Below are 26,960 nucleotides of genomic sequence, written 5' to 3'. Positions count from 1 at the left end.
CAACCTTGACGCGCTCCATTCTGCATGATCACCTACAGTCGCTGAGGCACGGAGGTGGGACATGCCGGTTGCGGAGCCGCCATGTGGCGCATGCTGCTACGCCTGCACCGACGGCAGGGCGGACTTGGCTGCCTGGTTGTCGTTGCCGGAGGTAATCGTCCGTGCGGTATGGGGGGCGATGGCCAGCGCATCGACGGAATGGCCGCCGTCTGCGAGCGTCCCTCACCGGCTGGCTATCGGCCTGGTCACGGGGTATCGGCAGCACATCTCGTCGCGCACAGCGGCACGATGCAGGTTCGTGCCAACGTGCAGCGCGTATGGGTTAGCGGCAATCGAGCAATACGGCGTCCGGCGAGGTTGCCGCATGATCCACCGCCGGCTGATCCGATGCCGGCCAATCGTCGCGTTTGGCACCCCCGACCCGGTGCCGCCGCCAGCCGGGCATGCATGAAAACGCCGCTGGTTCGGCTCTGACGGCTTGTGCCTGGTCCTCGTCGAATCCGATAGACCACTGTCAACTTGGAAGGTACCTTGAACTTCACGCTGTGTCGACGGCATTGCCCTCGTCGGCCCAGGGATCGTTGGCGTAAGCGGCGGTGGTAGGTCCGTTCGATCCAGGTCACAATCGCGGTCCTCAACTGCTGCCGGGTCGTCCAGGTTTGGCGGTCGAGGACTGAGCTGTGCGTCGGCACGCCGATGGCCTACGGCCACCGTTGGCCCCGACCGGCCGCCGTAGTCCTTGGCACCACTCGGGGGAGGGGGCAGACTGGGGGAGGGCATTGAGCGTTGACGGCATACGGGCACGTGGGGCGCGAGCCGTCCGTTCTTAGTTTCCGGACCGCATTCGCGCAGCGAGGAAGGATGGCCGTTCAATTAGGCGGGCGTGAGCGGCCTCGTTGACCTCTCGGAGTTCGACGCACGGTCGTGGCTCGACAAGCTTCTCCAGGATGAATCCGGCGTCTAGGAATTCACCGAGGAATGTTTCCAGCGTCATGCGCTGGAAGTGAAGAGAGCCCGGCCCGTGGGGCAGGTCGACCCAGGACTCGTCGTAGTAGGAGCCGCCGAAGTATCGCCAGTCAGCTGTCGGGTGAGTAGTCGAGATGACGAGCCAGCCAGCGGGACGTAGTACACGACGCATCTCGGCGAACATCTGTCGCCGGTTTGTCACATGGTGTAGGACCAGGGCGCAGACAACAGCGTCGAAAGATGCGTCAGCGGCAAAGTCCAACGGCCGCTCCAAGTCATGCAGGCGCAACTCTGCCCGAGCGGCACGTGAGTGAGCATGGCGAAGCAGGGTAGCGCTTGCATCGATGCCGATCATCCGGGCGCCACGCGCCAGCAGTTCGGCTGCGTAGTGGCCGGCACCGCAACCGATATCGAGGATGTTCGCGCCGGCGACGTCACCAGCGAGCGCCAGCATCGCCGGCCGATCGGTATAAGCGTTGTACGGGCTGGCATTGGCGTTCTGCGCGAAGAACTCGCCGAGTTCGTTGTGATACCCGGTCTCGGTCAGCATCAACGCACAATCCCGGCCGCTCACAGGATCCGCAACCGCTTTCGGCCCGGCAGCGGCATGCGCTCGCCGACAGTCTGGGAGCCACCCATGGGAGCCGTCGGGGCGGACGGGACCGGACGGGACGGGACCGATCGAGTCGTCGAGTGCTTGAGGACCAGGACCACGCGGACGGCATCGGATGGGTCGCCGAAGGCGACCCCCGACACCGCTCGCTTCTGCCGGCACTCACCCGGCGACAGGTGGCACGTTGGCGAAGCCTACGTAAAGGTCAATGGAGTATGGCGCTACGTGTACCGGGCCGTCGACCGGTACGGCCAGGTCATCGAGGTGCTCGTCTCGGACCCGCCGCGACGCCGACGCGGCGCGGCGGGCCGTCCGCCGGGCCCTGTCGGTGTTGAAGGTGACGCCCAGCGAGGTCGTCACCGACGCCCGCAGCGGTCTCCCCGAGCGTGCTCGACGAGTTGATTCCGCAGACGTGGTACCACGTCGAGCGGGTATGCCAACAATCCGATTGAGGCCGATCACAGTCGGCTCAAACACAGGTTGAGACCGATGCGCTGGCTACGTACGGACAGGACAGCACAAGTCGTCATCGCCGGACACGCCTTCACGCAGAACCTACGCCGCGGCCATGACGACCTTGCCATCGACGCCCCGCCCGCTCTGCGGATCGCCGCTTCGTTCACCGAACTCGCCCGGGCGACCTGGCCGCGCACCCGACACGAGTCCCTCGCGTCCGCCGATCCCACACGCGACGGCGCCATCGCCCTTCTCTTACAGCGTTATGTCACGAGGATTTCTGGCCCATGTGACGGACGAAAACCGTCATTTCGGGTAGTCTGCATCGTCCTTCTGCTGCGGGCGTCAGAACTCGAGGATGTGCTTGACCCCACCAGAGCGGCCTCCCGCGACCTGGTTAGCGATCGCGGCGCCGTCCTTGATTGGTGTCGTCTGGACGTCGAGTCTCAGTCCGCCGGAGGCGGCGAGTGCCGCGAGTTCGCCGAGTGCACGTCCGTCGGGCTGTACGTAGAGGTTCGAGGTGGTGATTCCGCGAATCGGGTCGGGTGCGTCCGAGGTGATGGAGGTGAGGCGGCCTCCGTCGGTGAGCAGTCCGATCGCGTCCTCGGCGGTGCCTTTCGCGGCGATGAGGACGGCGTCGAATCGGCGATCGCTCTTCTGCGCCCAACCGTCAGCGTGGGTGTCGATGACCTCGCTGGCGCCGAGGGCGCGGAGCTGATCGGCGCGGGCCGGCCTCGCGCCGGCGACGACCTCAGCGCCCCGCAGGTGGGCGAGCTGCACGGCCAGTGACGCGGTGGGGCCGGAGGCTCCGACGACGAGCAGGCGGGTGGTGGCGTCGACGTGGAGCTCGTCGAGGGCCTGCTGGGCGGTGAGCCCGGCGACCGGGAGTGCCGCCGCGATCTCCGGAGCCAGGTTCTCGGGCAGTCGTGCGACGTGCGCGGAACGGACCAGGACGCGCTCTGCCCAGGTGCCACTGCCGCCCGGCAGGGGCACCTCGTGGACCAGCACGAGGTCTCCTGTGCGGAATTCGGTCTCGTCCGGGCCGGTCGCGATGACGCGGCCGGCGGCTTCGACGCCCAGAGCGGCGGGCGGGACGAGGCCGACGTCCCATCCGCCCGTGTGAAGCAGGGCGTCCCACGGCCCGATCCCTGCCGCGACCACCTCCAGGACGAGCTCGCCCGCGTCAGGCTGACGGGGGTCCGGAAGGTCGAGGATCTCCAGAGCGCCGTTGGCGGCTCGAACACCGAGTCCGATCATGATTTGTCCTTCTGTGTTGATTCTGTTCCGTGCGTGTTTCGGGTTTCAGGCGGCCGGGTTCGTGCCCGGGTCCACGGGCCGCTTGGACTTCGGGAGTTTGTCGACCACGAGCCGGTACGAGTCGGTGACGAATTCCTTCACAAGGTTCTTATCAAGGCTTGGACCACCTGCTGCCGTGATCCAGTGCTTCTTGTCCATGTGGTACCCGGTCGTGATCTCTGCGTACTGCTCGCGCAGCGCAACGGCCTCGTCCGGGTCGGCCTTCAGGATCACGACGGGGTGCCCCGGCATGTCGGTCATCAGCATGAAGACCTTGCCGCCCACCTTGTACAGCTCCCAATTCGGGTCGACACGATGCTCGAACGTCACGTCCGGCAGCTCTGTCGCGTACTCGTTCGCGACCTTCTGGAGTTCGTGTCCATCCATAGCTGATCAACTCCTCTTACGATCTTTTCGGCCGGGCCGGGCCGGGCCGGGCCGCTCAGGCGAAGGTGAACAGACGCTCGGGTTCGAACCGTGACACCGGGGTCCTGTACTGCTTCGCCTCGTCGGGGTAGCCCAGCGCGAGCAGCACGGTGGTGGTGTATCCGGTCGCGCGGATGTCGAAGGCCTTGTCCACGCTGACTGGGTCGAAGCCTTCGAGCGGCATGGCCTCGACGCCGAGCTCGGCGGCTGCCATCATCGTCAGACCCATCACCATGTAGGTCTGCTTCTCCATCCAGTGGTACTCGTCCTTGTAGCCGTATCTGCGCAGGTCCAAGAAGTCGCGGGTCATGAATTCCCACCGCGCCTGCTTGGCCGCATCCGCGAACCGGCCGTCGGCCCGCTCCTTGGCGAACACCGCTTCGAGGTGGTGTTCGGGGATATCGGCCCGAGTGGTGAGGATGATGGTGTGCGAGGCGTTGAGGATCTTCTCGGCGTTGTCCTGGAACCGTTCGCCGAGGTTGGCCGCCAGCCGCTCCTTGCCCTCCCGAGTGGACAGGACGTAGAAGTGATTCGGCTGGATGTTCGTCGACGTGGGAGCCGAACGCAGGAACTTCAGCAGCTGCTGAAGAGTCTCGTCCGGGATCGTCTTGCTGCCGTCGAAGTACCGGCTGAGGTGCTTGCTCATGAGCTTGTCGAGATCCATGTCATCGCGCTTTCTGTGGTGATGTGTCGAGGGGTGCGTAGGTGGTGAAAGTCGGATATGGCTAGGGTTTGCGGGCGAGCAGCTCGCCCACCCGGTCGAAGCTGATGCCGGTCGTGGCCGAGGCGATGTCGCCGGCCTTGAGCGCCGCGGCCGCCTGTTCGAGAGCACCCATCGCGTGCGTGTAGAGCGCGGGGCCCAGGCTGATGCGCTTGACCCCGGCCTTCTGCAGTTCAGAGACGGTCAGCACCTGGTCCGCCGGTGAGATGAGAACGTTCACGGGCGTCGGCGCGACAGCGGTGACGATCGCGACCAGGGACTCGAGGTCGGGCGGGAACGGCGCGTAGAGCACGTCGGCGCCGACCTCGGCGAAGGCCGTCAGCCGTCGGATGGTGTCATCGAGGTCCGGCCGCCCCTGGATGAAGTTGTCGGTGCGAGCGGTGACGACGATGCGTCGCTTCGCCGCGACGACCGCACTGCGCACCCGGCCCACCGCGTCGTCGAAGTCGCGGATCGGGTCATCGGGATTCCCGCTGGTGTCCTCGATCCCGATACCGGCCAGCCCGTGCGCGACGGCACGGTCCACGGTCACGGCGACGTCCTCGGCGGTAACGCCGTAGCCGTCCTCGAAGTCACCGTTGACGGGCAACCCCGTGAGCCGGCCGAGCAGCTGTGCGTGGTCGAGATGCTCGTCGCGGCTGATGCTGTGGCGTCCGTCGACGCGGCCGAGCGCGGCCGCCAGGGCCGCCGACGACGTGCCGATGGCCTCGAAGCCGGCGTCCGCCAGGATCAATGCCGACACGCCATCCCAGGCGTTCGGCAGGACGAGGCCCCCGTCTCGGGTGTGCAGTGCCATGAACTTCTCATAGAGCTCAGAGCCGGACACGTCGTTCCTTTCCAGTGCGGTTGATCAGGGCGAGGGTTCGACCGGTCAGGTCGCTCTTCTCGCGAGTTCGGTAAGAGCTCACGCCGGGTCGGGGGCCGGGATGTCGACGTCGGTCAGGTTGACGTTGTTGAGGTAGTTGGTCAGCAGTGCCCGGACGACCAAGGTGACGATCGCCAAGATCTCCGGATCGGTGTACCCGGCCCCCCGGACGGCCGCGAGGTCGGCGTCACTGACCCGTCCGCGCGTCTCGATCACCCGCTGGGCGAAGCGAGCCACTGCGGCCCGCTTCGGATCGACCGAGCTTCCCGCCCGCGCCAACTCGATGTCCTCCACGGACATGCCGCCCTTCAGGGACCCGGCCGTGTGCAGCGCCAGGCAGTAGTCGCAGCCATCGGCTTCGGACACGGCCAGCGCGATCGTGTGGCGCGTCCTCGCGTCCAGGAGCCTGGCCGCCTTCGTCTGCACCGTCATGACGAGATCGAGGACGGTCGGGTTCGACGCGAGCATGGTGAACATGTTCGGTACGAAGCCGAACTGCGCGCCGACCTGGTCGAGCGTGCTCCGCACGTCGGCGGAGGGCTCATCGGCAGGAAGAACGTTCAGGCGTGGCACGGGGAATCCACTCCAGTCCATGTGGTGGTCGGTAACCGACCGCGGTCAAGTTTTGGGCTGTGCGGCCCACTCCTCAGATACAACACCACGCAGGACTGGGCTGTCAAGCCCACTCTTGGTAGGATGTGAATCATGAAGGTCACGACGGCAGCGCCAGAGCCTCGCCAGCTCACCCAGAAGGGGCAGGCGACGCGTGCCCGGATACTGGAGCACGCCGCCGCGCTCATCTACGCCGAGGGCGTCCACGCCACGAACAACGACAAGCTCCGGCGCGCCGCCGGCGTCAGCGGGTCGCAGATCAACCACTACTTCCCGACCAAGGAGAGCCTCGTCCTGGCGGTGATCCAATGGCAGGCTGAACGCGTCCTCGGGCTCCACCGCAGCGAACAGTTCAACCGCTTCGAGACCCTCGAGGGGTTCCGGAAGTGGGCAGCCTTCTACATCGGGTATGAACGCGCCTACCACGAAGGCTGCAGCCTCGGGTCGCTCGCCAGCGAGATCATCAAAACCGACCTCGACGTTCACGATCAGCTCGCGGATGGGTTCGCCCAGTGGCGAGAGATCTTCCGTGACGCGCTCCTCCGCCTGCAGCAGCAGGGCCGTCTGAGCAACGAGGCCGACCCCGAGCGGCTCGCGAGCCTGCTCCTCGCCGCGTTCCAGGGCGGCATGCTCCTCGCCCAGGTCGCCCGGGAGATCTCCCCCCTCAGGGACGCCCTGGAAGCGGCTCTCGACTACCTCGAGACCTTCGCGATCCCGCACGACAGGTAGGCAGCTGGAGCCGAATCCGCCGCTCGAGTTCCCTGGACCGGCCGTCCATCATCGGCGCATCCCGACACCGATGCCGAGGGCGATGTGCCCGCGCCGCAACCCACGTGTGCGCGGCCCAACCCGGCGGCACGAGTGAGCCCTCAACCCGCCTGCCGCGCCGGGTGGCCTGGGCTGGTCTCGCCGTTGCAGTCATTTTCGGTTCGGATGCCAGCTGGCGCTCCACCGCGCACGGACCTGAGGAGGCTCCGTTGCATTGGCGTTGGCAACATCGAACCAGACTTGATCAATGAGAGTCATCGACCCGTCCACGCTCGTGGCCGCCGCCGACGTCAGCGTTCGACCGGGCCTCGTCGAAGCAGTAGAGGCTCCCGCGCGGGGGAGCGCGGCGGGCGCCGCACGCCGACATCGCTACCTGGCGGGTACCGGCGCATGCGCAACCGGTCATTGGTGGTGCCCCCTGCGCGCAGTGTTCTGGAGGGGCGGGCCGCCAACGGGCGGCCCGCTCCGGCATCACATCAGGGAGTTCAGCAACGCGCAGGGTGACCGCACCGTTGGAACAGGCCAGGAACCGCGGCGCGATGCCGAGCTGATCGAGTACCGGGATGGTGGTCGCGGGAGGAGCGGCCAGTGGCGAGCACCACGTGATGGCCGGCCGTGTCGAGCCGGCGTACCTGCTCGATCACCGCGCCGCTGATGGATCCGTCCTGGCGCAGCGTGGTTCCGTCGAGGTCCAGGGCGACGAGCCATGAAGCAGCTTCGGTCAGGTCCGTCCGGTCACTTCCCAGTTCCTTCGTGAGTCGCCTACGTCGCGTCCGTCAGCCGCCCGTACGCCGTGTGATGCGGATCTGGGCGGCGAGGCTGATGAGCGTGAGGAGGACGGTCAGCGCGGTGTAGCAGACGACGGCTGGCACCTCGCCGAGTGGGCCGGTGAGCTGCCCCTCGGCGACGATGGGTAGGCCGAAGGCGACGTAGGAGACGATGTAGATCCCGCCGACGAGTCCCGCGCGCTGGTGCGCCGCCGCGAGCGGGAAGACGAGGCGCAGCGCGGCGGTGAAGGATGCGCCGAAACCGACACCGGCGATGGCCTGCCCGATGATCATGACGGCGAGACTCCCGGCGAACACCCCACCGATGATGCCGAGGGCCCCGACGAGGGACGCGTAGATTCCGATGGTCATCGCCCGCCGCGGATCGAGGCGGGCGAAGGTCAGCCCGACGACGGCCGCCACCGCCGGTGCGATGAACCCGGCCACGCCGTTGAGCAGGCCGCTGTCCAGGTGGAAGACGCTGCGGACCATGCTCGGAGCCAGCCCGCCCGAGAGCCCTGCGAGCATCCACACCGCGGCGACCACCGGCGCCGCGGCGGCGAACTCCGTTCGGGCGGCGGGTGGGATCGCGACGCGCGGAACCATCGAGCGGAGCGCGCCCGAGGTGCGGGGCATCGTCTCTGGCGACAGGGCGATGACGACCGCCCCGAGCACCGTGAGGGCGATGAGGACGACGAAGACGATCGTGTTCGCCGTGGCCGTGAGCTGGATGGCGAGACCGGCCAGCAGCGAGCCGGCACTCAGACCGCCGGTCAGGCCGACACTGCCGAGGATCGTGCCCAGTCTCTTCCTGTTCAACGGGGCGAGCTCGACGAGCGCGGCGGTGAAGGCGGCTGTCGCCGCGCCGCTGGCGACACCTTGCACGATGCGCCCGGCGATCACCCAGCCCACATCGGGGGCGACGAGGAACAGGACGTTCGACGCGAGCTGGATCACCAGCGCGCCGACGAGCACCGGACGCCGGCCGACATGGTCGGAGAGCGACCCCAGCGTCAGGACGGCGGCGAGGAAGCCGATCGCGTAGACCGCGAACGCCAGTGTGAGCAGTGACGGTGCGAAGTTCCACTGCTGGCGGTAGAGCACCAGCAGGGGGGTCAGCACACCCGCCCCGAGATACAGGCTGGTGAACGCGAGCGCCGCGCCCGGCAACGCCAGTCCGGCGGGGAGCGTACGCCGTCGGTGGGTTACGGGCACGTCGATGGTTGCCGGAATCGAGGACATGACAGCTCCCTGGAACGGCCGCGCGTGGCGATGCGCGAGCCGGAAGAGTTGGTGAACGTGGGAAGGGAATCCTCGGCCGGGTCAAACCGTCGTCGGCCGGGAACTGGTCGACGGTCGAGTTCGGGTGCGCGACCCGGCGGCCGGATGGTGATCGTTAGTCGGTGATGACGACGACGCCCGACGGCGCATCCAGCAGCTCCACCGTTCGCTCGGCAGCCCGATCGATCTGGACCCGGGGCTCGGCGGGGATCTGCTGTTCGTTGTAGGTGCCGGGCCCGTAGAACTGCCCGTAGCTCAGCACCACACCACCCTCGGCGAGAACGACGCGCTCCAACTCGGCGACGGCCCGGGCATCGGGTCCGTCCGGCAACTTCCAGGCGACGGTCTGGGCCAGGATCTTCGGTGATCCGCTCCGCCGTGCCGCCTCGATCAGGTTCTGGTTGCCCTCGGTCCGGATGCGCGCGTTCAGCTCCGCATGATCGCCGATCTTCTCCACCTCGTCCGGCAGATCGGTCAGCTCGTTCAGGATGACGTCCGGTTCGAATTCTCGAACCGCCTCGATCAGGGCATCCCGGTCGAAGACGTCACACAGGATCGGCTCGGCGCCGAGCTGCGCCAGTAGCTCCGTCTTCTCGGACGACCGTGTCATGCCACCGACCACGTGCCCCGCTTGCACCAGCCGGGGGATCAGCCGCCGCCCGATCACGCCGGACGCGCCGGCGAGAAATACCCGCATCATCATCTCCCAATTTCATAGTTCGGTAGGTCTGGCTCTCTGCGGCCGTCGAACCACGCCACGGCCAGCGGCAGATCCCGTCCACCCCACACATGCGTGCTTTGGTAGTCGGTATCCGTTCCACGAGGGCTTGGTCCTGCGGTCGCGGTCGCAAAGTTACGCGCCGAGTGGCGCTGCGATCTGGTCCAGTTGCCCGACGGATTCATGGGCCAATTCGGTGAGGAACTCCATGAGAGCTACCGGGAGAAAGGGATGCGCCGACTGCCCGACAGGCGGCCGGCTGACCTGCCGCTCACAGCACCGATCCACGGCAGGTCGAACGTCTGCCACCGACCGGTCGGAAGGTCAGGCGCGGCGGAAGGTACAGGCAGAAGCCTGTGCCGGGGTCAGAGGTGGGTGAGCAACGCGTCGAGCGGACGCGGCAAGCGATCCTGGGCGACTGCCAGCTCGACGAGCAGGCGTGAATAGCGCTGGTTGCGGCGGGAGCTGCTACGAAGGAACCGCCACAGCTGCGCCTCGGGCTGCCGGCCGCGCCAGGCCGGCTGGCTCTGGAACGAGCGGAACGACCGGAGGTCGCCCTGCGAGTCGAAGAGCGCTTCCACCTCTGCGGCACCCAGCGCCCGGATCAGCTCGTCCTCGAGGTCCTTGACGCAGACGTAAAACCCTAGACGCTCCATGTCGCTGCGCGTACGGGGTGAGCCAACCTCGGTGGCCTCCAGCCCACGCCTGAACACCACCTCCTCACGCACGCACAGACCGGCGCGTCGCACTCTGGGAGCCAGGGGGGCCAACCTGGCCAGGAAGTGGCCGATCGCGTGTGCCCCGCCCATCGGCACGATCACGACACGCTCGGCCTCGAGATCCCGGCCGCGGCCCATGGCGGCCGTCTCCAGCGCAGTCTGGTCGCTGATGCCCTCCACGAGCACCACGGCCACGGCCGACTCGACCTTCGCCAGGGCGCGTGCCGTCGCCCGGATCGAGGCGGCATTGCCGCCCAAGTGGCCATCGAGCGCGTCGGCGGGGGAGGCGTCAGCCTCTCGGGTCGTGGCCATGGCCGCAATCATCGATGATGAGCCTCTCGACCAACCAGGGGATTTTAGGAATCACTGGCACAAGCTCACCAGGCCCGGCGACACGGCAAGCCTCTGACCGGGCCGGCCTACGGCATGACCCCGCACAGGGCGTCCAGCGCTCCCGCCCACGCACTGTCCGAGGGAGCCGCATAGTTGACCACCAGCCCGTCCGGCTCGGCCGACCGCCAGTCCGCGTCGGCCAGCTCGTGGCGGAAGTCGGCCATCGGGGCCACCGCCAGGCCCTGGCGGGCCGCCGCCTGGACGACCGCGTTCTCGGTGCCGGGCGGGAGCTCGAGGACCACCTGTAGCCCGGCGGCCATCCCGGTCACGCGGACGGCGGGCGCACGCCTGGCCAGCGCCGTGACCAGCTCATCCCGGCGGCGCCGGTAGCGCACGCGCATCGTGCGTACCTGACGGTCGTACGCGCCCGAGGCGATGAACTCGGCGAGCGTCAGCTGTTCCAGCGCGCTCGACATGTAGTCGATGTCTCCCTTGGCGGCTACGACCTCCGAGACCAGCTCTTTCGGCAGCACCATCCAACCGAGCCGCAGTCCGGGCGCCAGTGATTTGCTCGCCGTGCCGAAGTACACCACCCGCTCCGGGTCCAGGCCCTGCAGCGCGCCCACCGGCTGGCGGTCGTATCTGAACTCTCCGTCGTAGTCGTCCTCCAGGATCAGCCCGCCGGTGGCGCGGGCCCAGTCCACCGCCGCCGTGCGCCGCTGCGGGGTCAACGCGACCCCCGTCGGGTACTGATGCGCCGGTGTCAACAGCGCCGCGCCGACCCCACTCAATCCCGCCAAATCGTCGGTGCGCGCGCCGTGCTCGTCAACGTAGAGGGGTGGGATCCGCAGGCCGGCGCTGGTCAGCAGGTCGCGATAGACGTCGAGCCCGTACGACTCGACAGCCAGCGCCGCGACCCGCCGCGCCCGAAGCACCTGCGCCATCAGCGTCAGACCGTGGTGGAAACCGGCACAGACCACGATCCGGTCGGGTTCGGCGTACACCCCGCGAGCCCGTGCCAGATAGTCGGCGAGGGCGGTACGCAGCTCCACCCGGCCGAGAGCGTCGCCGTAGTTGAAGGCATCATTCGGGGCCGCAGTCAGCGCCCGGCGAGCGGCTTTGAGCCACTCCGCGCGGGGAAACTCCGCGAGGGTCGGCGCACCCGGCAGCAGGCCGTACGTGGGACGGCGCGGGGTGGGCCTTGCGCGAGCGATGGGCGGCGCCGCGCTGCGCGGTTCGGCCCGCTTGGCCACCCGCGTTCCGGAGCCCTGCCGGGCGGTGAGCCAGCCCTCGGCGACGAGTTCGGCGTAGGTGTCGGCGACGGTGTTGCGGGCGACGCCGAGATCGGCTGCGAGTGAACGGGACGACGGCAGCCGGGTGCCAGGCACCAGACGTCCGGTGCGGATGGCCTCCCGCAGGGCATCCGTGAGCCCGGCGCGCAGCCCGGGGCCAATCAGGTCCAGATGCAGGTCGGCGCCGAACACCGACGGTGGGACTGCGCCCGAGCTGGCCCGCGAATCTGTCACGGAAGTGGACCGTATCCCAGTACCACAGGGCCGCGTAGCGCTGCCGGCATGACGATCAACGACGGCACGAACCGTCTCCCACGCTCCGAGGCCCTGCCCACTCTTAGGGCACGGCGAAGGTGACCGCCTTGACCTTCCGCACCCTGCAAATGTTGACCCGGTAGCCGCTCGCGTGCATCGCCGCGAGCGTGAAGGCCACGGTGACTTTGTGAGTGAGCGGGGTTCGGCTAGTGGTCAACCGCCCGCCGCAGGATGAGTGGATCTGGGTCGAGGGGAGCAAACTTGGTCCGTCCGGCCGCCGGTGTCCACAGGCGCAGATCCCGATGCGCGCGAGCAAGCTCGCGCCCGATCCGGCAGCCTGATGAGCACCTACCTGTCCAGTGCGGTGCGAGATCAGCTCCGGACGGCACCGGCGCAGCTTGACCAGTACACCCGGCCGAGCGTGGACGGGCGCTGCGCCGCCTGCGCCGAGGAGGGGCCGTGTCCGAAGCGTCGGGCAGCGTTGCCGGTGTTCGGTTGGTACTGCAGGTCAGGAGGCGTTCTTGCTGATCTTCGAGGTGTCCCCGGCAGGATTCGAACCTGCGCGACGGTCGCCCGATGGCCGTGAGGGGTCTAACAGCTGTGCGTCCGAGTGGAGTCAGGACGAGGAGCTGTTTCGCAACGCGCAGCGGATCTGCATAAAGAATGCGAAACATTCGGTAAATCTGCTGGCGACCCTGAAGTTCACCCGAGTTTTGCCAGAACATCTGATCGATGATGTAGTCGGGGTCAAGATAGATCGACGTTGTCACGGGGCCACCGCCCGGAATTCCGCCTCAAGGGGTATCAGATAAGGCCAGGGCCATACCGTCGACGGTTACTCGATGGTCATCAACGTCGTTGTAAATGACCGCTTAGCCTCCTCTGACGAAGAGTATCTTGATGCGGTCGAAGTGATGGGAACTATCGCAAAGTTAATCGTCTTGCTCCGAGCTACTACCGGCTCGGAGCAAGACGATCTCTCCTGGTACATCTGTCACTCAGGCGGCGCAGGCTCCGTCCGGTCCGCACTGATCTCCTTCTCCGAAGGGCATGCTCAGCGCGGAAGTGGGGTGGCTCTCGTCCCAGGCCTGACGCAGGGCGCGGGTGAGGGTGGCGCGGTCCACGCCGCCTCCGATGCCGTACTTCTGATCGATCACGATGAAAGGAGTGCCGTGCGCGCCCATCCGCTGGGCACGGTACTGCTCCTCCTCGACCTGCGTCTTGTACCTGCGGGAGATGAGCACCTCGCGAGTCTCGTCCTGATCGAGACCGATCTCACCCGCGAACTCGATCAGCTGCTCCATCGTCCACAGCTGTCGGTTGTATCCGAAGTGTGCGTTGAACATCCCAGTCCACGCCTCGTGGTGCTTGCCCTGATCGGTGGCGTACGCGAGGAGTTCGTGGGTGAGGTCGGTCGGGCCGAGGGTGCGGTCGATGGCGTGGTATCCGCCAAAGCCCTCCTCGTCGGCGGCGATCTCCACCGGTCGAAGCACGTTGTTCATCTGCGCGATGGTCATCCCCGCTTTCAGGCTCAGCTGCGTCTGGGTGATGCCCTCGGGCGGGATGCCGGGGTGCACCTGGAACGAACGGTGGACGATCTCTACCTCGTCGCCGTGCTCGAAGTCGGCCACGGCGTTGCGCAGGCGCTGCTGGGTCATGCCGCAGATGGGGCAGATGATGTCCGACCACATCTCGATCTGCATCATGCTTCCTCTCTTACAATTTGTGTGTAACCCCATGATGAGTCAGAATTGAAACACTTACAAAAGGCACATCCATGTGCGCAAGGAAGTTCCATGACAGGCACTCGCACCGGTGCGCGCGCAGCCGTCAGGCAGGTGCCGGCTCCTGCACGCGCTGGAACGACGATGACGACGACTTCATCCGTGCAGCAGTTCAGGCAGGACGGACTGTCTCCCGCACTGCATAGGTGCAGGTAAACGATGGCACGGTCAGCGGGTGACACAACCAGGTCGGCGAGGCAAAGGCCCTGGCAGCGCACGGCACCCGAGTCGGCCTACTCGGCGGGTACGGGCCGGAGCGTGACCGGTCCGTCGTGGGTGAGCTGGCGGGCGAGGCCGTGCAGGTCGTTGGCGAGTACCGGGCTCATGCTGCCGGCAGGGACCCCACTTCCCGCTGAGGTGACGGCGGTCGGCCGGGGACCGGTATTGCACGTGATCGCCGCCGACCGCTGGTACCAGGTGGCCCTGGACGAACTCACACCGCGGTAGGCCCGGCTACTCCGTCGGGACCCCACCGGCCGCACGCTCTTCCTGCCGGGACACGACATCCGCCAGGACAACAACGGAATCACCGGCGGTACCCGCTACTACAGCATCGGCGGCAAACTCATCGCGTCCCGCAACGCTAGCGGCGGTAGCGTTGGTGGGACGGCGGCCCCCGGGTGCCAATGGTGCATTCCGGGCGACGAGGAGGTTCGGGATGGAGTCCTTGCCGGAACTGACCTTCGGGCAGCGGTTGAAGATCTACCGGGAGCGGTCCGGGAAGACTCGCGCGGTGCTTGGTGGGTTGGTCGGCCGCAGCGCTGAGTGGGTCAAGGCGGTGGAGACCGATCGGATCCTGCCGCCGCGCATTCACATGCTGGATCGCATCGCGCGTGCCCTCAAGGTTGAGGTGTCTGCGCTGGCTGGCGAGCTGGGCGCCCGGTCTGCTGTGGTCAACGGGCCGGAGCATCCGGCGCTGGCGTCCGTCCGGGACGCCGTGAACCGCTACGTACTCTCAGACGAGGCTTCTGCGGAATCGTTGACGAGCCTGAGGGAACGGCTTGCGGTGGCATGGCGGGCGCGCCATCAGGCGTCCGATCACCGTACGGTGCTGGGCAGCTTGTTGCCGGGGTTGCTGCGCGATGTGCAGCGGGCCGCGTTGGCGTACGAGGGTGACGAGCGCCGGCAGGCGCAGGCCCTGTTGGCGGAGGCGCTCGGGCTGACGCAGATGTTCCTTGCCTATCAACCCGCCGCGGAGCTGTTGTGGCGGGTCGCGGACCGGGCGATGGTGGCCGCGCAGGAGTCCGGTGACCCGGAGGCGGTGGCATGCGCGGGTTGGTTCCTGTGCCAGGTGCATCGGGATGCCGGGGACTGGGACACCGCTACGGCTGTGACCCTTGACGTCCTCTCGGCTCTTGAGCCGAGGATGGCCGACGGGAACACGAATCTCTTGGCGCTCTGGGGTGCGCTGAACTTCGAGGCTGCCTACACTGCCGCTCGTGCTGGGGAGGAGGGCCGGGCCTGGCGGTACTGGGATCGCGCGGATCGGATGGCGCAGCGCTTGCCGCAGGGCTTCTATCAGCCGCAGACATCGTTCTCCCGGGTCATCATTGGCGCTCACGCGGTGACGGTGGCGGTGGAGTTGCAGAAGTCCGGTGAGGCGGTGCGGCAGGCGCGGCGTCATGAATCGGCGGCAATTCCGTCGAGACCGCGCCGGGCGCGCCATCTCATCGAGGTGGCGCGGGCGCACTACGGCAAGGACGACACGGAAGCGGCCGTGGCTACCCTCCGGCACGCGTACGAGTCGGCCCCGGAGACGATCCGCTTTAACGGGTACGCCCGCCAGATCACCTTAGACCTGCTCGATGGTCCGCGTTCCACCCGTGACGATGCCCGTGACCTCGCGGTGAAGGTCGGGCTTCTCTTGTGATCTAGGGGTACGAATCCTACCCATTCCGCTCCGCGGCCGACCGTAGCTTCTTGCTCACGGGATGCGGCGGGCGGTGCGGGTGTCGTCTGGTCGCCGCGTCCCCCGCTTTTTTCAGGATCTCTTTCTCCAGCTCCAGCTGGGCAACCTGACGCCGCAACCGGCCCGCTCGTCAGCGGCCAGGTCGCTGGGCCGGTCGCCATCGCGCTCCTGCCGCAAACGATCGACCCAGTTGCGCAGCGTCTCGTGGTTGACGCCCAACTCCCGGCCTACGTCACGGATCGTGCGACCCTGAGTCGAGCACCAGCGCAGCGGCCTGGCGGCGGAACTCCTCGGGGTACTTGCTCTGTCGAGCCACAGCGGTTTCCTCCTCCTCGGCAGGATGCCAAGTCAGGAGGTGTCCGGTCTCAGGGAGTCTGTTCACCTTTGTGGCTCGCCGCAGGCGATGCAGGTCGCCAACCGGTCGCAGCCGTGGTACACGGACCAGGCAACGACTCTTGTCAACTCTGTGGGAGCCACGGCTGACGGCCGCTGGCCGATCCCGGTGGCGGTTGCCGGGATCGGCCAACCGATCGAGCCGCCTGCTCCCCAAAGCGGAGTCAGCGCGTGGTCAGGAGATCTGCCAATCGATCGGATGCTCGCCCGGGGACGGGATCAGCGCGGTGAACAGCGGACTGGGCTTTGCGAGGACGGCGTTACGGAACTCCGCCCAGTAGCCGTCGGTGCCCAGGATCTGCTTGGCGCTGGGAATGGCTGCCGAGTCCGGCGCGGCGTAGTAACGTACCTTGGTGTTGTCCCCGTCGACGGCGGCTCGGTACACGACGTCCGCGGTGATCGACGGGTCGGAGCCGGTTGGCGGGTTCTTGGAGAAGAACGCATCGATTCCAGGCTGATAGTCCGCAGGGACGTCCTGCGCAATGTCGATCTTCGTGAAAATGCGGGTGGAATGCTGTCCGGGCAGGACGGCCTTGACCGCGATGCCGAAGGCGGCCACCTCCAGGCTCATCCCCTCGCTGAGCGTCGCCACGGCTGCCTTGGAGGCGGCGTAGACGGCGCTGTACGGATAACCCTGCTCGGCGGTCAACGAGGAGATGTTGATGATCGTTCCGGAGCGCTGGGCGCGGAAGATCGGTAGGAAGGCCCGGCTGAGCGCGATCAGTCCGAACACGTTGGTCTGGAACTGCCGGTGGATCTGGTCCATGCTGCTCACCTCCACCGGCCCCATCTGGTAGAAACCCGCATTGTTGACCAAGACGTCGACCTGTCCGAACTGCTCCACGGCGGTCTGCGCGAAGGGTCCTGCCGCCTGCTCGTCATCGACGTCCAACAGCAGCGTCCTGACCCGCTCCAGCTCATCGTGCACCGTCAGGTCGGCCTGCTTGCGGACCGTCGCGACGACGTTCCAGCCTTCGGCGGCGAACTTCTCGACGATGGCCCGGCCTATTCCAGTCGCGGTACCGGTCACCACGATCGTTTTCGACATGGAGGGCTTCCTCTCCTATTAGTCCCGGCCCGGACATCCGCGCCCTCTATGGGCTTTGCTGCTGTCCGGGCAAGTGGTGGCTTGCTGATGCGTCCTAGTGTCATCGGGGTAGATCGGGCCGGCCAGGTTCGGTTTTTCATGGGAAAGACAGTCCCAGGTATCCGCCGAGGCCCGGGGGTAGATTGGGTTTCATGTCCAAGCGCCCGGCGTCCAGCGTGAGCAATCCGCTTGCCGAGTTTCTGCGGACCAGTCGTGCACGTATCCGGCCGGGCGACGTCGGCCTACCCGACGGCGGCCGGCGGCGCCGCGTTCCCGGGCTGCGCCGTGAAGAGGTCGCCCAGCTGGCCAATGTCAGCGCGGACTATCTGGCCCGGCTCGAGCAGGGACGCGTTACCAGTGCGTCACCCGAGGTCCTCGACGCCCTCGCGGACGCGCTTGGTCTCGACCGCGACGGCCGGGAGTACTTGCACTCGATCGCGGGGTCGAAACAGCGCCCAGGATCCCGTACTCAGACCACGTCGCGCGTTGACCCGCAGACCCAGCGATTGCTCGATAGCCTGTACGAAGTTCCCGCCTACGTATTCGGCCGGAGACTGGATATCCTCGCCTGGAATCCCCTGGCCGCTGCGTTGTTCACCGATTATGGGGCACTGCCGGAACGGCACCGGAACCTTATCTGGCTCACTTTTCTCGATCCGGGTTACCGGGTATTGAACACCGACTGGGCCAGGGCCGCCCAGGAATGCGTCGCCTATCTACGTATGGAGGCCCGGAACTACCCGAGCGATCAGCGCCTGGCCGAACTTGTCGGGACTCTCTCCGTCAAGGACGCGGACTTTCGCACATGGTGGGGCGGCCACCTCGTGACCGGCGCCGCACTGCGCCGCAAGATCTACCAGCATCCACTGGTCGGTCCGCTCACCCTCGATTCGCAGCAATTCGACGTCAGCGGCAAGTCCGACCAGCACCTCGTGGTGTTCACCGCCGAACCAGACAGCTCATCCCACGAGGCACTGAAGTTGCTCGCCCAGTGGGCGAACACGCCGGTGGCTTGAAATTCCCGTTCCGAAAGTGCCCTTCCTCCGATTCAGCGTCGTGGTTGTAGACCTGTTCTATGGCCGGGACTGTCCGAGTAACGGCTCTGTCTCACATTCGGTGGTTACCGAGGGTGGTCGATGTCGTTGAGGTCATGTGTGCAAGACCGGTGATCTTACGAAGGGGGCTGTCGCCGCTGGTGATCGGCGACGTCACGGACGAGGGTGAGCGGATTCTGGTGCGGGCCCTGGAGGGATGGTGGCCTGTCCGGGCTGCTAGGCGGTGACGGGCCGGGTGCACGGTTATCACCAGCGGACCGTCGCGGACGTGTCGATCGATGCTCGGCCGGTGGTGGTGCGGGTACGCGTGCGCCGTCTGGTATGCCCGAAGCGGGGCTGCAGTCGCACGTTCCGTGAACAGCTTCCGGGAGCTCTGGAGCGTTACCAGCGCCGTACATCGCGGTTGATCGCCCAGGTCGCTGCGATTGTGCGCCATCTGGCTGGCCGGGGCGGCGCACGGCTGTTGTCGGTCCTGGCGATGGTCGTCATGTCCCGGCACACCGCCCTGCGGGCGCTGCTGCGCATACCGCTGCCCGAACGGCGGGTTCCCCGCGTGCTCGGGGTCGACGACTTCGCGCTGTGCCGACGCCGGCGCTACGCCACCGTCCTGATCGACGCGGTCACCCGTGAGCGCATCGATGTGTTACCCGACCGTAAGGCAGCAACGCTGGAAGCATGGCTGCGGGAGAATCCCTGTGTCGAGGTGGTGTGTCGGGACTCCTCCGGCGCCTACGCCGAAGCGGTCCGCCGCGCCCTGCCCGCAGCGATGCAAGTCGCGGACCGCTGGCACCTGTGGCACAACCTCGCCGAAGCGTTCGCAAAGAGGTCACCGCACACAGCACGTGCTGGGCCGCCGCCGGCCTGCCGCCGCAGAACGGCACACGAGCGGTGACCACCCGGCAGCGGTGGCAGCAGGTCCACGACCTGCTCGACAAGGGCGTCGGCCTGCTGGAATGCGCCCGCCGGCTCAACCTCGGCCTCAACACCGTCAAACGCTACGCCCGCATCAGCGAACCCGAACGACTGGTCCGCGCACCGCAGTACCGCCCGACCCTCGTCGACCCCTACCGCGAGCACCTGCGCCAACGCCGCCAACAGGACCCCGCCGTCGGCGCCACCCAGCTCCTGACCGAAATCAGGGAACTCGGCTACACCGGCAGCCTCAACCTGCTCTACCGCTACATCACCCAAGGCCGTGTCGAAGCCGACCGCCCCGCCCTGTCGCCCCGACGTCTGACCCGCTACCTCCTGACCCCACCCGACCAGCTCAAAGACCATCAGCGGACGCTCGTCGACGCTCTCACCGGCGCCTGCCCGCAGATGACCGCGCTGACCGGCTTCATCGGCTCGTTCGCTGGGCTCCTCACGCCAGCAGCCGGCAACGACGACCGTCTCGACTGGTGGATCACCGAGGTCAAGGCCACGAACCTGCCCCACCTGCACACCTTCATCCGCGGTCTCGGCCTTGACTGAGACGCCGTCAACGCCGCCCTGACCCACCCGTTCCACAACGGCGGCACCGAAGGCGTCAACACCAAGACCAAGCTGATCAAACGGCAGATGTACGGACGCGCAGGCTTCGCGCTCCTGCGCCATCGAATCCTGCTCGGCTGACCAACACCCTCCGTAACCACCGAATGTGAGACAGAGCCGTTTGCGTTACGGACCCCTACGTCTCGTCGGCGCGGTCGTATTCGGTCTGGTGACGGCGGATCTCGGCGTGGTTGTCGGCGGACCAGGCCGCCAGGGCCAGGACGGTGGACAGGAGCGATCTGCCGAGTTCGGTGAGGGCGTATTCGACGCGGGGCGGGACCTCCGGGTAGGAGGTCCGGGTGACGAGCCCGGTGCGTTGCAGGTGCTTCAAGGTCAGGGTGAGCATGCGCTGGGAGATGCCGGGGATCGCGTCGGCCAGGTCCGAGTAGCGGACGGGATGGTCGGCGAGGGTGCCGATGATCAGCACGCTCCACTTGTCGCCGACAAGATCCAGGACCTCGCGGATGAAGTCGGCGTCCTCGTCGTTCCAGTGCGCACAGGGCCCCGGGACGTTCCGGACGTTCGCCCGGACGTTGGTTCGTGTCCGCCGAAGATCCTCTGCCCTCATGGTCTCCGCCTATTCCGTCTATTCGGTCACTCGGTCGCTACGCACATGAATGTGCCTTTTGTGGCTCCCAAATTCTAATGCATGATGAGGCTACGAACAGGGAGTAAGAATTAGGAGCGGGTGCCATGAAGATCGAGTTCTGGTCGGACATCGTCTGCCCGTACTGCGGGCTGATGGACCATCGGCTGCACCGGGCACTGGACCGGTTCGCCTACGGCGACCAGGTACAGGTGATCCACCGGTCCTTCCAGTTGCACCCCGACCTGCCGCGGTCCGGCGTCACCCAGCGGAAGCTCATCGAGATGGCCGGGGCGCCCACGTCGACCGTGAACCAGGTCCTGCGACCGATCGAGCGGGCCGCCAAGGCTGAGGGCCTCACGCCCTACCACGCGGTCGAGCGCACGCTCGGCCCGACCGACCTGGCCCACGAACTGCTCGCCTACGCGGCGGACCAGGGTCGGGGCAACGAGATCTGGACTGCGATGTTCCGTGCGCACTTCGGGCAGGCCCGCAAGCTGTGGACCGCCGACGAGGTCCTCGGCTTCGCCGCCGAAGTGGGCCTGGACCGTGCGGAGGCAGCCGAGGCGCTGCGCAGCCGCCGTTACCGGGCCCGGGTGGCGGCGGACCAGCGTGAGGCGCAGCGCCTCGGCGCCCGCGGCGCGCCGTTCCTCGTCTTCGACGGCCGCGTCGCCGTCCCCGGGGCCATCGGCACCGATGACCTGCTGAAGGTCATCACCAAGGTGTGGGACGAGAGTCACCCCACGCCGCAGCCGCTGCCGCTCGTCACCGGCGTCGGCACCGACGGCGTCTGCACCCCGGACGGCTGCGTGTAGCCCGAGGGGTCGGCACCACCCGGCGGCCCGCCCGGAACCCCGCGGGCGAATCCCGCCGGCGCCTCGCCCGCAACCCGAGCCGAATCGCTCGGGGAACAAGGAGTGGACCCACCAGGGTCCGCCATACCCAAATTGGAGTTAAGAACCGTGACAAACCTGAAGGCGCAGGACAGTGCTCTGATCCTGATCGACCACCAGGTCATCTCGATGGGCTTCATCAAGACCCAGTCGCCCGAGGCCGCCAAGTTGAACAGCACCACCCTGGTCAAGGCGGCCAAGGTCCTCGACATCCCCAACGTCTGGACCAGCAGCACCGAGGACGACAACAAGGACTGGTGGATCCCCGAGCTGAAGGAGATCAACCCGGAGGCCTACGCGAACCGGATCAAGCGAACCGGCATCGTCGACTCCTGGGACCACCCGGACTTCGTGCGGGCCGTCGAGGCCACCGGCCGCCGGACACTGATCATGGCCGGCACCACCAACGACGGATGCCTGGTCTACACCGCCCTGAGCGCCAAGCAGGCCGGGTACGACGTGTACGCGGTGCTCGACGCCGGAGGCTCGGTGTTCCAGTACTCCGAAGAAGTCGCCCGACTGCGCATGATCCAGGCCGGCGTCAACCTGATCACCACCGCTGCGGTCCTCGGCGAACTCGCCAAGGACTGGGCCACCCCGCAGGGCGCCCAGATCCGCCGGCTGCTGGCCGAGAACCTCACGACCACCATCGGTGGATTCGGGTTGGCGAAGTAGACGCAGTGCTCCAGCGGGCCCGGAGGCGAGGTGCGCGCAATCGCGCCGGGCCCGCTCGGAGTCCGAGACCGAAACGCCTCGTGGGTGCCCAAGAGCGAAGCCGCCACCGTCGACGGACCTTGGCGGCGGCGTCGCCCCCCATTGACCTACCAGCAAGCCTGGAGCAGGAGCATGAAGAGAAGTTCTCGTCTCACCACGCCCTTCGGGGCAACGTCGACCACTGATGACGTCATCGCAGGCATCGACCTCGACGGCAAGCGAGCGATCGTGACCGGCGGCGCTTCTGGCATCGGCGTCGAGACCGCTCGCGCCTTGGCCGCGGCCGGCGCGGAGGTGATCCTCGCGGTCCGCAACCTGGTAGCCGGCGCGCGGGTGGCCTCGGACATCGTCACCAAAACCGGCAACTCCAAAGTGGTCGCGGTCGAGTTGGAGCTGACCGAGCGCGCCTCGGTCGCCCGGTTCGTCGCCGAGTGGGCCGGCCCGCTGCACATCCTCGTGAACAACGCCGGCATCATGGCTCTGCCCGAACTGCACCGCACCCCCGAGGGGTGGGAACTACAGTTCGCGACGAACCATCTCGGGCACTTCAACCTGGCGCTGGGGCTACATCCCGCGCTCGCCGCGGCGAACGGAGCGCGCGTCGTCTCGGTCAGCTCCAGCGGCCACCGCATCTCACCCATTGTGTTCGACGACATCCAGTTCGAGCGGCGCGCCTACGACCCATGGCTGGCCTACGGGCAGTCCAAAACCGCGAATGTGCTCTTCGCGGTGGAGGCGGCCAAACGTTGGGCGGACGACGGCATCGCCGCGAATGCGCTGATGCCGGGCACGATCCGGACAAACCTCCAGCGCCACCAGCTGGCGCACATAACCCCGGAGATCCAAGCCCACTTCGACAATTCGCCCTGGAAGACCCTCGAGCAGGGCGCCGCGACCTCTGTCCTGCTCGCGGCCTCGCCACTTGTCCAGGGCGTCTCCGGCCGGTACTTCGCGGATTGCAACGAGGCCGAACTGACGACTGACCCCAGTACGGACATCAGTGTCCTGCTCCGGCCCGAGGAGGCGTCCACCGTCCTACCCCACGCGCTCGACGACGACGACGCGGCGCGGTTGTGGGACGCGTGCCTGGCAATGATTCGTTTTTAGCGGAACGGGAACGCCCGTCGCCGATCGGCCGAGCAGTCCGAGTCAGATGACGGCGCATAATCACGACAAGTTAGGTCGGGTGGAATTCCCGTCCGATCCCAAGGAGGCAGCTTCATGAGCCGGACCCCGCGCAAAATCGTGGAGCAGGTCGGTCGCATGGCGGCCGGGGAGAGCGTCGACTTCGCCGGCCTCTTCGCCGCCGACGGCGTGCTGCGCTACCCGTTCGCCCCGCCCGGGATGCCCCGGGAACTACAGGGCCGCGACGCGATCCGAGCGTTCCACGACCCCCTCGATCTCCAGCGGAGCAAAATGCTCGATATCGAGGGCGCCGACGTGATCGTCCGCGAGACCGACGACCCAGAGATCGTGATCGCCGAGATCGAGCACTACGGGCATTCGCACGTCACGGGCGGGCCGTACCGGTTCCGCCTGCTCGGCGTGATCCGCGTACATGACGGCGAGATCGTCTCCTATGACGATTACATGGATCCGATCGCGACGGCGGCGCTGTTCGGACGCACCGCTGATCTGGTCGCCGCCCTGTCCAACACCTGATTTGCGGCTCGCAACAGCCTGCGGCGTCCATCTCGATGCTCTGACCGAAGTCAATCCTTGGCCCTGGCGCGCGCCGGCACACGATGCGCCGTTTCCCGCAAACCAACCTATCTTCCGCTCCATCCGACTAATCATCGGAGCGTCCGGGAACACGTCAACATGCCCGCGGTCGGCGCTGACTGTCGAGTAGAGGTCGACGGAGACGCCGTTGTCGCGCGGACACCGCAGCTCCACGTACACGCAGCGCTCATTGCCGGCGACGCCTTCACCCCCACCTCGCATTACGAAGATGAGTGGGTGCTTTGTAGGCGCGGCGCGCTAATGAGGACGATTGGCCTCTGGGCGGGGCGGCTCGGGCCATACGAGGGTCCCTGGAAAAAGGAAATGATGTTGGACATATTCTCCCCGGCGACGTTCGGATCGGTTCGTCTTGAGAACCGGATCGTGCTCGCCCCGATGACGCGTCTTCGCGCCCACGCGGACGGTTCGCCAAGCCTGGACATGGCGACGTACTATGCGCAGCGTGCGAGCTTCGGGCTGATTGTCACCGAGAGCGTCTTTCCCTCCCTGGAAGGACGCGCGTACTTGAATCAACCAGGTATCGCGACGAAAAGGCACGCCCAGGGGTGGCGTCGGGTGACGGATGCGGTGCATGGCCGTGGAGGCACCATCTTCATGCAGATCATGCACGCAGGCATGGCTACACATTCAGCGGTCACCGGCGGTTCGCGGCCGGTCGGGCCAAGCGGAATATCGGCGAAAGGGCTCGCTCGCACACGGAACGGCAAAGTGGCTATGCAAGCCGCCCGATCCTTGTCTGAAGACGAGCTGCGAGGCACAGCCGCATTGTTTGCTGAAGCCGCTGAGCGTGCAGTCTCCGCAGGCTTCGATGGAGTGGAGGTCCAGGGAGCCAACGGGTACCTCCTCCATCAGTTCTTCGCGCCCAACACCAACAACCGATCCGATAGATACGGCGGTTCTCCGGTCAATCGAGCCCGTCTTGCAGTGGAGGTCGTCTCAGCAGTCTCGAGCGCGATCGGTACTGAGCGCACCGCTCTGCGAATATCACCTCGGCACCATTCGCATGGGATCAACGAGTACAACGATGACGCCACGAACGACACCTACTACGCGTTGGTTTCGGGTATCGCCCCACTGAACATCGCCTACCTGAGCTACCTGCCGGAAGTCACGTCTCCGTTCGCGCAGGAACTGCGTGAACTGTTTGGCGGTCCCTTCGTTGTGAACACCGGCCCTCGAACAGAAACGACTCACCACGAGGCCGACCGGCTGGTGAGCGGAGGTTTCGCTGACGCTGTCGCAGTCGGCCGCGCCGGGCTCGCAAATCCTGATCTGGTTTGGCGATGGCGACACGGGCTCGAGTTGAATCGCCCTCGGATGCAGCACTTCTACGTCGGCGGTGCGACGGGGTATACGGATTATCCCGAACTGGCAAGTTGATCCGCGGCTCATTCAGTTGATCGACCGGCCCCAACGGCTGCTGAGCTGAAAAATCCCCAGACCCCTACAGAGCCGGAGCCTCTGAACCTACCGGCGGCGCCGCCGGGGGTGGGTACCCCCGTTACCCGTACGGGCCACGGCGCAGAACTGTGCAGCGTGCCAGGGTGTGCAGCGTGCCAGGGCAGAAAAACGCGGCTCGCTTTTTCGCGCACATATAGGTGTGCCCGGGAGGGGGCCGCGGTACAGGCTGACAGATACAACGATCGCAACACAACCACCGCCATCATCGGGGAACGAGGTAGCAGCTCGTGGTTCATGATCAGAAATGAGGAAGTGTCTCCCGTCTGGGACGATCTGGCTTGTCGCAGGCCTTGATCATCTGCCACGAACGGGTGCCTGCGCGCGCGCCACTTTGGCGCGCCGCCACGTCGGGGAGCGTGCGGATCGCGGAAGAAGAGGATGCGACGCTGCGGCGAGCGCGGGATGTGGCGCCAGCGCCAGGTTGAAGCGCCCGATATGGTTCGTCGCGAATTGCAGCTCCCACCCCTCGGGGGTGCGGTGCAGTTCGGGCAGGGCCCTGATCAAGGCCCCGGCAAAGTCGTAACGGTGTCTGACTTGTGGGAGTTGGAGTAGAAGCGCCGCTGTTGGTGGCAGCAAGGCGGGCATGAACTGTTCGGAAGATCATCAAGGTTCTCTACGCCATGCTGACCGTCCCAAGTGAGTCATGCCCGCGCTGCCACCATCGCTGATCTCGTCGCTGTAGGCTCTGATCGTGCCGGAAGCCGCTGGTGGGCTGCCCGAAGCGCTCGATGGTCTGTCTGATCCACGGGACCGGCGAGGTGTCCGGCACCGGCTGACGGTCGTGGTCACCGCAGCGGTATGTGCCGTGGTCGCCGGCTACCGCTCGTACGCCGCGATCGCCGAATGGGTCGCCGACGTGCCGCCCGCGTGGTCGACTGGGTCCGCGACGTCACCTACGACGAAGACCGCTCCCAAATCCGCACCGGCACCGGACCTGAGGTCATGGCCGCCCTACCCAACGCCGCCATCGGCGCACTCCGCACCGCCGGCATCACCAATCGCCGCCGCCAACCGGCATCACGCCCGCGACAGCACCCGCCCGCTGGCACTAATCGGCATCACCTGACGACTCTGCCGGGGCCTTGGGAGCCCGTGGAGCACGTGCCGCTGCGCCCAGCTATGGCTGTGCCGCCGGTGCGGGCAGCCATGGCCACGCGGAGCGGCGAAACTCGCTCTCCTCGCCGAGTACTAAGACAATTGGCTGAGCTTGTTCCTGTACCTAGCCGGAGGCGCGATGGCGCTGGCCGACCAGTACAGCCCGGGCGAGCCTACCGGGCGAACCCAGGGATGCAGAGGCATTTTTCAGCGCCCCGGCTCGCATGCTTCCGCCATGGTTAGGTCCACTGCTCACCTGGGAGGGGGAGGGCCGCCGCCGGTGGCCAGCTCCGACCTTGGGTTCCGGGGCCGTGCCGGTTGAGGTTAGGCCATCTACGCCGCTACGGCGGTGCCTGTCGGGGGCACGGTCCGTGGCACGAGAGCCGGCTTCATCTGTGCCGGCAGCGTCCGTACGTGCGCCAAGGCCATCTTGGCGTGACGGACGGGAGGACCGTTCCACAGGACGGCGTTCCATCGGGTTTCATGGGCACGATGCGCTGTAGCTGCCGGGCTGGCAGCGATTCGAGAAGATCGAGCATCAGGTCTGTCCACTCTGGGATGGGTGAGCCGTCCACGGTCCTGTGTCTCGAACCTGCTTCGCCACCTGAGACAAGGCGGT

At 66.8% G+C, this 26,960-nt stretch carries 25 protein-coding genes and 2 pseudogenes; 12 read left to right on the top strand and 15 right to left on the bottom strand.

The annotated features are described in order from the left end of the window. Positions 1 to 61 precede the first annotated feature (61 nt). A complete protein-coding gene (gene yidD, locus AB0F98_RS19620; protein ID WP_357737173.1) occupies positions 62 to 451 on the top strand; it encodes a membrane protein insertion efficiency factor YidD in 390 nt (129 codons plus the stop codon). Between the two features lie 375 nt (positions 452 to 826). Here yidD and AB0F98_RS19615 read toward each other — a convergent pair whose 3' ends face one another. Then, complete coding sequence (locus AB0F98_RS19615; RefSeq protein ID WP_357737171.1) at positions 827 to 1,516, bottom strand: class I SAM-dependent methyltransferase; 690 nt, start codon at positions 1,514 to 1,516, stop codon at positions 827 to 829. A gap of 57 nt (positions 1,517 to 1,573) precedes the next feature. Here AB0F98_RS19615 and AB0F98_RS19610 point away from each other — a divergent pair. Beyond that, a pseudogene (locus tag AB0F98_RS19610) lies at positions 1,574 to 2,137 on the top strand (DDE-type integrase/transposase/recombinase); the annotation flags it as partial. A 243-nt stretch (positions 2,138 to 2,380) separates the two neighbouring features. Here AB0F98_RS19610 and AB0F98_RS19605 read toward each other — a convergent pair. The 5 genes from AB0F98_RS19605 to AB0F98_RS19585 form a co-directional block, all read right to left on the bottom strand. Continuing rightward, positions 2,381 to 3,292, bottom strand: a complete 912-nt coding sequence (locus AB0F98_RS19605) for an NADP-dependent oxidoreductase (RefSeq protein WP_357737169.1) — start codon at positions 3,290 to 3,292, stop codon at positions 2,381 to 2,383. Positions 3,293 to 3,337: 45 nt separating this feature from the next. Beyond that, positions 3,338 to 3,718 (bottom strand): MmcQ/YjbR family DNA-binding protein, encoded by a 381-nt coding sequence (locus tag AB0F98_RS19600; protein WP_357737167.1) that lies wholly within the window; start codon positions 3,716 to 3,718, stop codon positions 3,338 to 3,340. A 55-nt stretch (positions 3,719 to 3,773) separates the two neighbouring features. Beyond that, positions 3,774 to 4,421: a nitroreductase family protein gene (locus AB0F98_RS19595; protein ID WP_357737165.1), complete on the bottom strand. Its 648-nt coding sequence runs from the start codon at positions 4,419 to 4,421 to the stop codon at positions 3,774 to 3,776. A 61-nt stretch (positions 4,422 to 4,482) separates the two neighbouring features. Continuing rightward, complete coding sequence (locus AB0F98_RS19590) at positions 4,483 to 5,304, bottom strand: isocitrate lyase/phosphoenolpyruvate mutase family protein (protein ID WP_357737163.1); 822 nt, start codon at positions 5,302 to 5,304, stop codon at positions 4,483 to 4,485. 78 nt (positions 5,305 to 5,382) lie between these two features. After that, positions 5,383 to 5,937: a carboxymuconolactone decarboxylase family protein gene (locus AB0F98_RS19585; RefSeq protein WP_357737161.1), complete on the bottom strand. Its 555-nt coding sequence runs from the start codon at positions 5,935 to 5,937 to the stop codon at positions 5,383 to 5,385. 111 nt (positions 5,938 to 6,048) lie between these two features. On the opposite strand from AB0F98_RS19585, the gene AB0F98_RS19580 reads away from it, so the two are divergent. Continuing rightward, a complete protein-coding gene (locus AB0F98_RS19580) occupies positions 6,049 to 6,684 on the top strand; it encodes a TetR family transcriptional regulator C-terminal domain-containing protein (protein ID WP_357737159.1) in 636 nt (211 codons plus the stop codon). Between the two features lie 524 nt (positions 6,685 to 7,208). Here the strand turns inward: AB0F98_RS19580 and AB0F98_RS19575 are convergent. The 6 genes from AB0F98_RS19575 to AB0F98_RS19550 form a co-directional block, all read right to left on the bottom strand. Continuing rightward, the gene (locus AB0F98_RS19575; protein WP_357737157.1) at positions 7,209 to 7,367 is read right to left on the bottom strand and encodes a hypothetical protein; all 159 of its coding nucleotides are present in this window, start codon (positions 7,365 to 7,367) and stop codon (positions 7,209 to 7,211) included. Between the two features lie 132 nt (positions 7,368 to 7,499). Continuing rightward, on the bottom strand, positions 7,500 to 8,732 hold the full coding sequence (locus AB0F98_RS19570; protein ID WP_357737155.1) for an MFS transporter: 1,233 nt from the start codon (positions 8,730 to 8,732) through the stop codon (positions 7,500 to 7,502). Between the two features lie 154 nt (positions 8,733 to 8,886). Beyond that, positions 8,887 to 9,468 (bottom strand): NAD-dependent epimerase/dehydratase family protein, encoded by a 582-nt coding sequence (locus AB0F98_RS19565; RefSeq protein WP_357737153.1) that lies wholly within the window; start codon positions 9,466 to 9,468, stop codon positions 8,887 to 8,889. Between the two features lie 386 nt (positions 9,469 to 9,854). Continuing rightward, positions 9,855 to 10,520: a TOPRIM nucleotidyl transferase/hydrolase domain-containing protein gene (locus AB0F98_RS19560; protein ID WP_357737151.1), complete on the bottom strand. Its 666-nt coding sequence runs from the start codon at positions 10,518 to 10,520 to the stop codon at positions 9,855 to 9,857. A gap of 107 nt (positions 10,521 to 10,627) precedes the next feature. Then, positions 10,628 to 12,067, bottom strand: a complete 1,440-nt coding sequence (locus AB0F98_RS19555; protein WP_357737149.1) for a PLP-dependent aminotransferase family protein — start codon at positions 12,065 to 12,067, stop codon at positions 10,628 to 10,630. A gap of 1,019 nt (positions 12,068 to 13,086) precedes the next feature. Continuing rightward, positions 13,087 to 13,791, bottom strand: coding sequence for a DsbA family oxidoreductase (locus tag AB0F98_RS19550; RefSeq protein ID WP_357737147.1), 705 nt, complete (start codon positions 13,789 to 13,791; stop codon positions 13,087 to 13,089). Between the two features lie 739 nt (positions 13,792 to 14,530). On the opposite strand from AB0F98_RS19550, the gene AB0F98_RS19545 reads away from it, so the two are divergent. Beyond that, a complete protein-coding gene (locus tag AB0F98_RS19545; RefSeq protein WP_357737145.1) occupies positions 14,531 to 15,742 on the top strand; it encodes a helix-turn-helix transcriptional regulator in 1,212 nt (403 codons plus the stop codon). Between the two features lie 111 nt (positions 15,743 to 15,853). Here the strand turns inward: AB0F98_RS19545 and AB0F98_RS19540 are convergent, their stop codons facing one another. Both AB0F98_RS19540 and AB0F98_RS19535 read right to left on the bottom strand, forming a co-directional pair. Beyond that, a complete protein-coding gene (locus AB0F98_RS19540) occupies positions 15,854 to 16,051 on the bottom strand; it encodes a transposase (RefSeq protein ID WP_357737213.1) in 198 nt (65 codons plus the stop codon). 298 nt (positions 16,052 to 16,349) lie between these two features. Then, positions 16,350 to 17,222: an SDR family oxidoreductase gene (locus AB0F98_RS19535; RefSeq protein ID WP_357737143.1), complete on the bottom strand. Its 873-nt coding sequence runs from the start codon at positions 17,220 to 17,222 to the stop codon at positions 16,350 to 16,352. A 191-nt stretch (positions 17,223 to 17,413) separates the two neighbouring features. Here AB0F98_RS19535 and AB0F98_RS19530 point away from each other — a divergent pair, with 191 nt between their 5' ends. Together AB0F98_RS19530 and AB0F98_RS19525 are read left to right on the top strand one after the other, a co-directional pair. After that, on the top strand, positions 17,414 to 18,277 hold the full coding sequence (locus AB0F98_RS19530) for a helix-turn-helix transcriptional regulator (protein WP_357737141.1): 864 nt from the start codon (positions 17,414 to 17,416) through the stop codon (positions 18,275 to 18,277). A gap of 136 nt (positions 18,278 to 18,413) precedes the next feature. Further along, a pseudogene (locus AB0F98_RS19525) lies at positions 18,414 to 19,930 on the top strand (ISL3 family transposase). 55 nt (positions 19,931 to 19,985) lie between these two features. Here AB0F98_RS19525 and AB0F98_RS19520 read toward each other — a convergent pair. Next, positions 19,986 to 20,417, bottom strand: a complete 432-nt coding sequence (locus AB0F98_RS19520) for a helix-turn-helix domain-containing protein (RefSeq protein WP_357737139.1) — start codon at positions 20,415 to 20,417, stop codon at positions 19,986 to 19,988. A gap of 125 nt (positions 20,418 to 20,542) precedes the next feature. On the opposite strand from AB0F98_RS19520, the gene AB0F98_RS19515 reads away from it, so the two are divergent. The 6 genes from AB0F98_RS19515 to AB0F98_RS19490 all read left to right on the top strand — a co-directional run bounded on the left by AB0F98_RS19515 (position 20,543) and on the right by AB0F98_RS19490 (position 26,312). Next, positions 20,543 to 21,250, top strand: coding sequence for a DsbA family oxidoreductase (locus AB0F98_RS19515; protein WP_357737137.1), 708 nt, complete (start codon positions 20,543 to 20,545; stop codon positions 21,248 to 21,250). Positions 21,251 to 21,397: 147 nt separating this feature from the next. Continuing rightward, positions 21,398 to 22,003 carry an isochorismatase family protein gene (locus AB0F98_RS19510; protein ID WP_357737135.1) on the top strand — a complete coding sequence of 202 codons (606 nt, stop codon included), beginning with the start codon at positions 21,398 to 21,400 and terminating at the stop codon, positions 22,001 to 22,003. A gap of 84 nt (positions 22,004 to 22,087) precedes the next feature. Next, entirely contained in the window at positions 22,088 to 23,149 is a 1,062-nt protein-coding gene (locus AB0F98_RS19505) for an SDR family NAD(P)-dependent oxidoreductase (RefSeq protein WP_357737133.1), read from the top strand. Between the two features lie 114 nt (positions 23,150 to 23,263). Further along, positions 23,264 to 23,704 carry a nuclear transport factor 2 family protein gene (locus tag AB0F98_RS19500; RefSeq protein WP_357737132.1) on the top strand — a complete coding sequence of 147 codons (441 nt, stop codon included), beginning with the start codon at positions 23,264 to 23,266 and terminating at the stop codon, positions 23,702 to 23,704. Between the two features lie 390 nt (positions 23,705 to 24,094). After that, the gene (locus AB0F98_RS19495; protein WP_357737130.1) at positions 24,095 to 25,165 is read left to right on the top strand and encodes an alkene reductase; all 1,071 of its coding nucleotides are present in this window, start codon (positions 24,095 to 24,097) and stop codon (positions 25,163 to 25,165) included. 772 nt (positions 25,166 to 25,937) lie between these two features. Then, entirely contained in the window at positions 25,938 to 26,312 is a 375-nt protein-coding gene (locus AB0F98_RS19490) for a transposase family protein (protein ID WP_357737128.1), read from the top strand. The last annotated feature ends 648 nt before the right edge of the window (positions 26,313 to 26,960 follow it).

Source organism: Micromonospora sp. NPDC023737 (assembly GCF_040639715.1).
Taxonomy (GTDB): Bacteria; Actinomycetota; Actinomycetes; order Mycobacteriales; family Micromonosporaceae; genus Micromonospora.
This window is presented reverse-complemented; position numbering and strand designations above follow the sequence as displayed.

Bases quoted from the DNA above. Each gene is read 5' to 3' on its own strand.
- yidD (WP_357737173.1), top strand. From the start codon at position 62: ATGCCGGTTGCGGAGCCGCCATGTGGCGCATGCTGCTACGCCTGCACC.
- AB0F98_RS19615 (WP_357737171.1), bottom strand. From the start codon at position 1,516: ATGCTGACCGAGACCGGGTATCACAACGAACTCGGCGAGTTCTTCGCG.
- AB0F98_RS19605 (WP_357737169.1), bottom strand. From the start codon at position 3,292: ATGATCGGACTCGGTGTTCGAGCCGCCAACGGCGCTCTGGAGATCCTC.
- AB0F98_RS19600 (WP_357737167.1), bottom strand. From the start codon at position 3,718: ATGGATGGACACGAACTCCAGAAGGTCGCGAACGAGTACGCGACAGAG.
- AB0F98_RS19595 (WP_357737165.1), bottom strand. From the start codon at position 4,421: ATGGATCTCGACAAGCTCATGAGCAAGCACCTCAGCCGGTACTTCGAC.
- AB0F98_RS19585 (WP_357737161.1), bottom strand. From the start codon at position 5,937: ATGGACTGGAGTGGATTCCCCGTGCCACGCCTGAACGTTCTTCCTGCC.
- AB0F98_RS19580 (WP_357737159.1), top strand. From the start codon at position 6,049: ATGAAGGTCACGACGGCAGCGCCAGAGCCTCGCCAGCTCACCCAGAAG.
- AB0F98_RS19570 (WP_357737155.1), bottom strand. From the start codon at position 8,732: ATGTCCTCGATTCCGGCAACCATCGACGTGCCCGTAACCCACCGACGG.
- AB0F98_RS19565 (WP_357737153.1), bottom strand. From the start codon at position 9,468: ATGCGGGTATTTCTCGCCGGCGCGTCCGGCGTGATCGGGCGGCGGCTG.
- AB0F98_RS19560 (WP_357737151.1), bottom strand. From the start codon at position 10,520: ATGGCCACGACCCGAGAGGCTGACGCCTCCCCCGCCGACGCGCTCGAT.
- AB0F98_RS19550 (WP_357737147.1), bottom strand. From the start codon at position 13,791: ATGCAGATCGAGATGTGGTCGGACATCATCTGCCCCATCTGCGGCATG.
- AB0F98_RS19545 (WP_357737145.1), top strand. From the start codon at position 14,531: ATGGAGTCCTTGCCGGAACTGACCTTCGGGCAGCGGTTGAAGATCTAC.
- AB0F98_RS19535 (WP_357737143.1), bottom strand. From the start codon at position 17,222: ATGTCGAAAACGATCGTGGTGACCGGTACCGCGACTGGAATAGGCCGG.
- AB0F98_RS19530 (WP_357737141.1), top strand. From the start codon at position 17,414: ATGTCCAAGCGCCCGGCGTCCAGCGTGAGCAATCCGCTTGCCGAGTTT.
- AB0F98_RS19520 (WP_357737139.1), bottom strand. From the start codon at position 20,417: ATGAGGGCAGAGGATCTTCGGCGGACACGAACCAACGTCCGGGCGAAC.
- AB0F98_RS19515 (WP_357737137.1), top strand. From the start codon at position 20,543: ATGAAGATCGAGTTCTGGTCGGACATCGTCTGCCCGTACTGCGGGCTG.
- AB0F98_RS19500 (WP_357737132.1), top strand. From the start codon at position 23,264: ATGAGCCGGACCCCGCGCAAAATCGTGGAGCAGGTCGGTCGCATGGCG.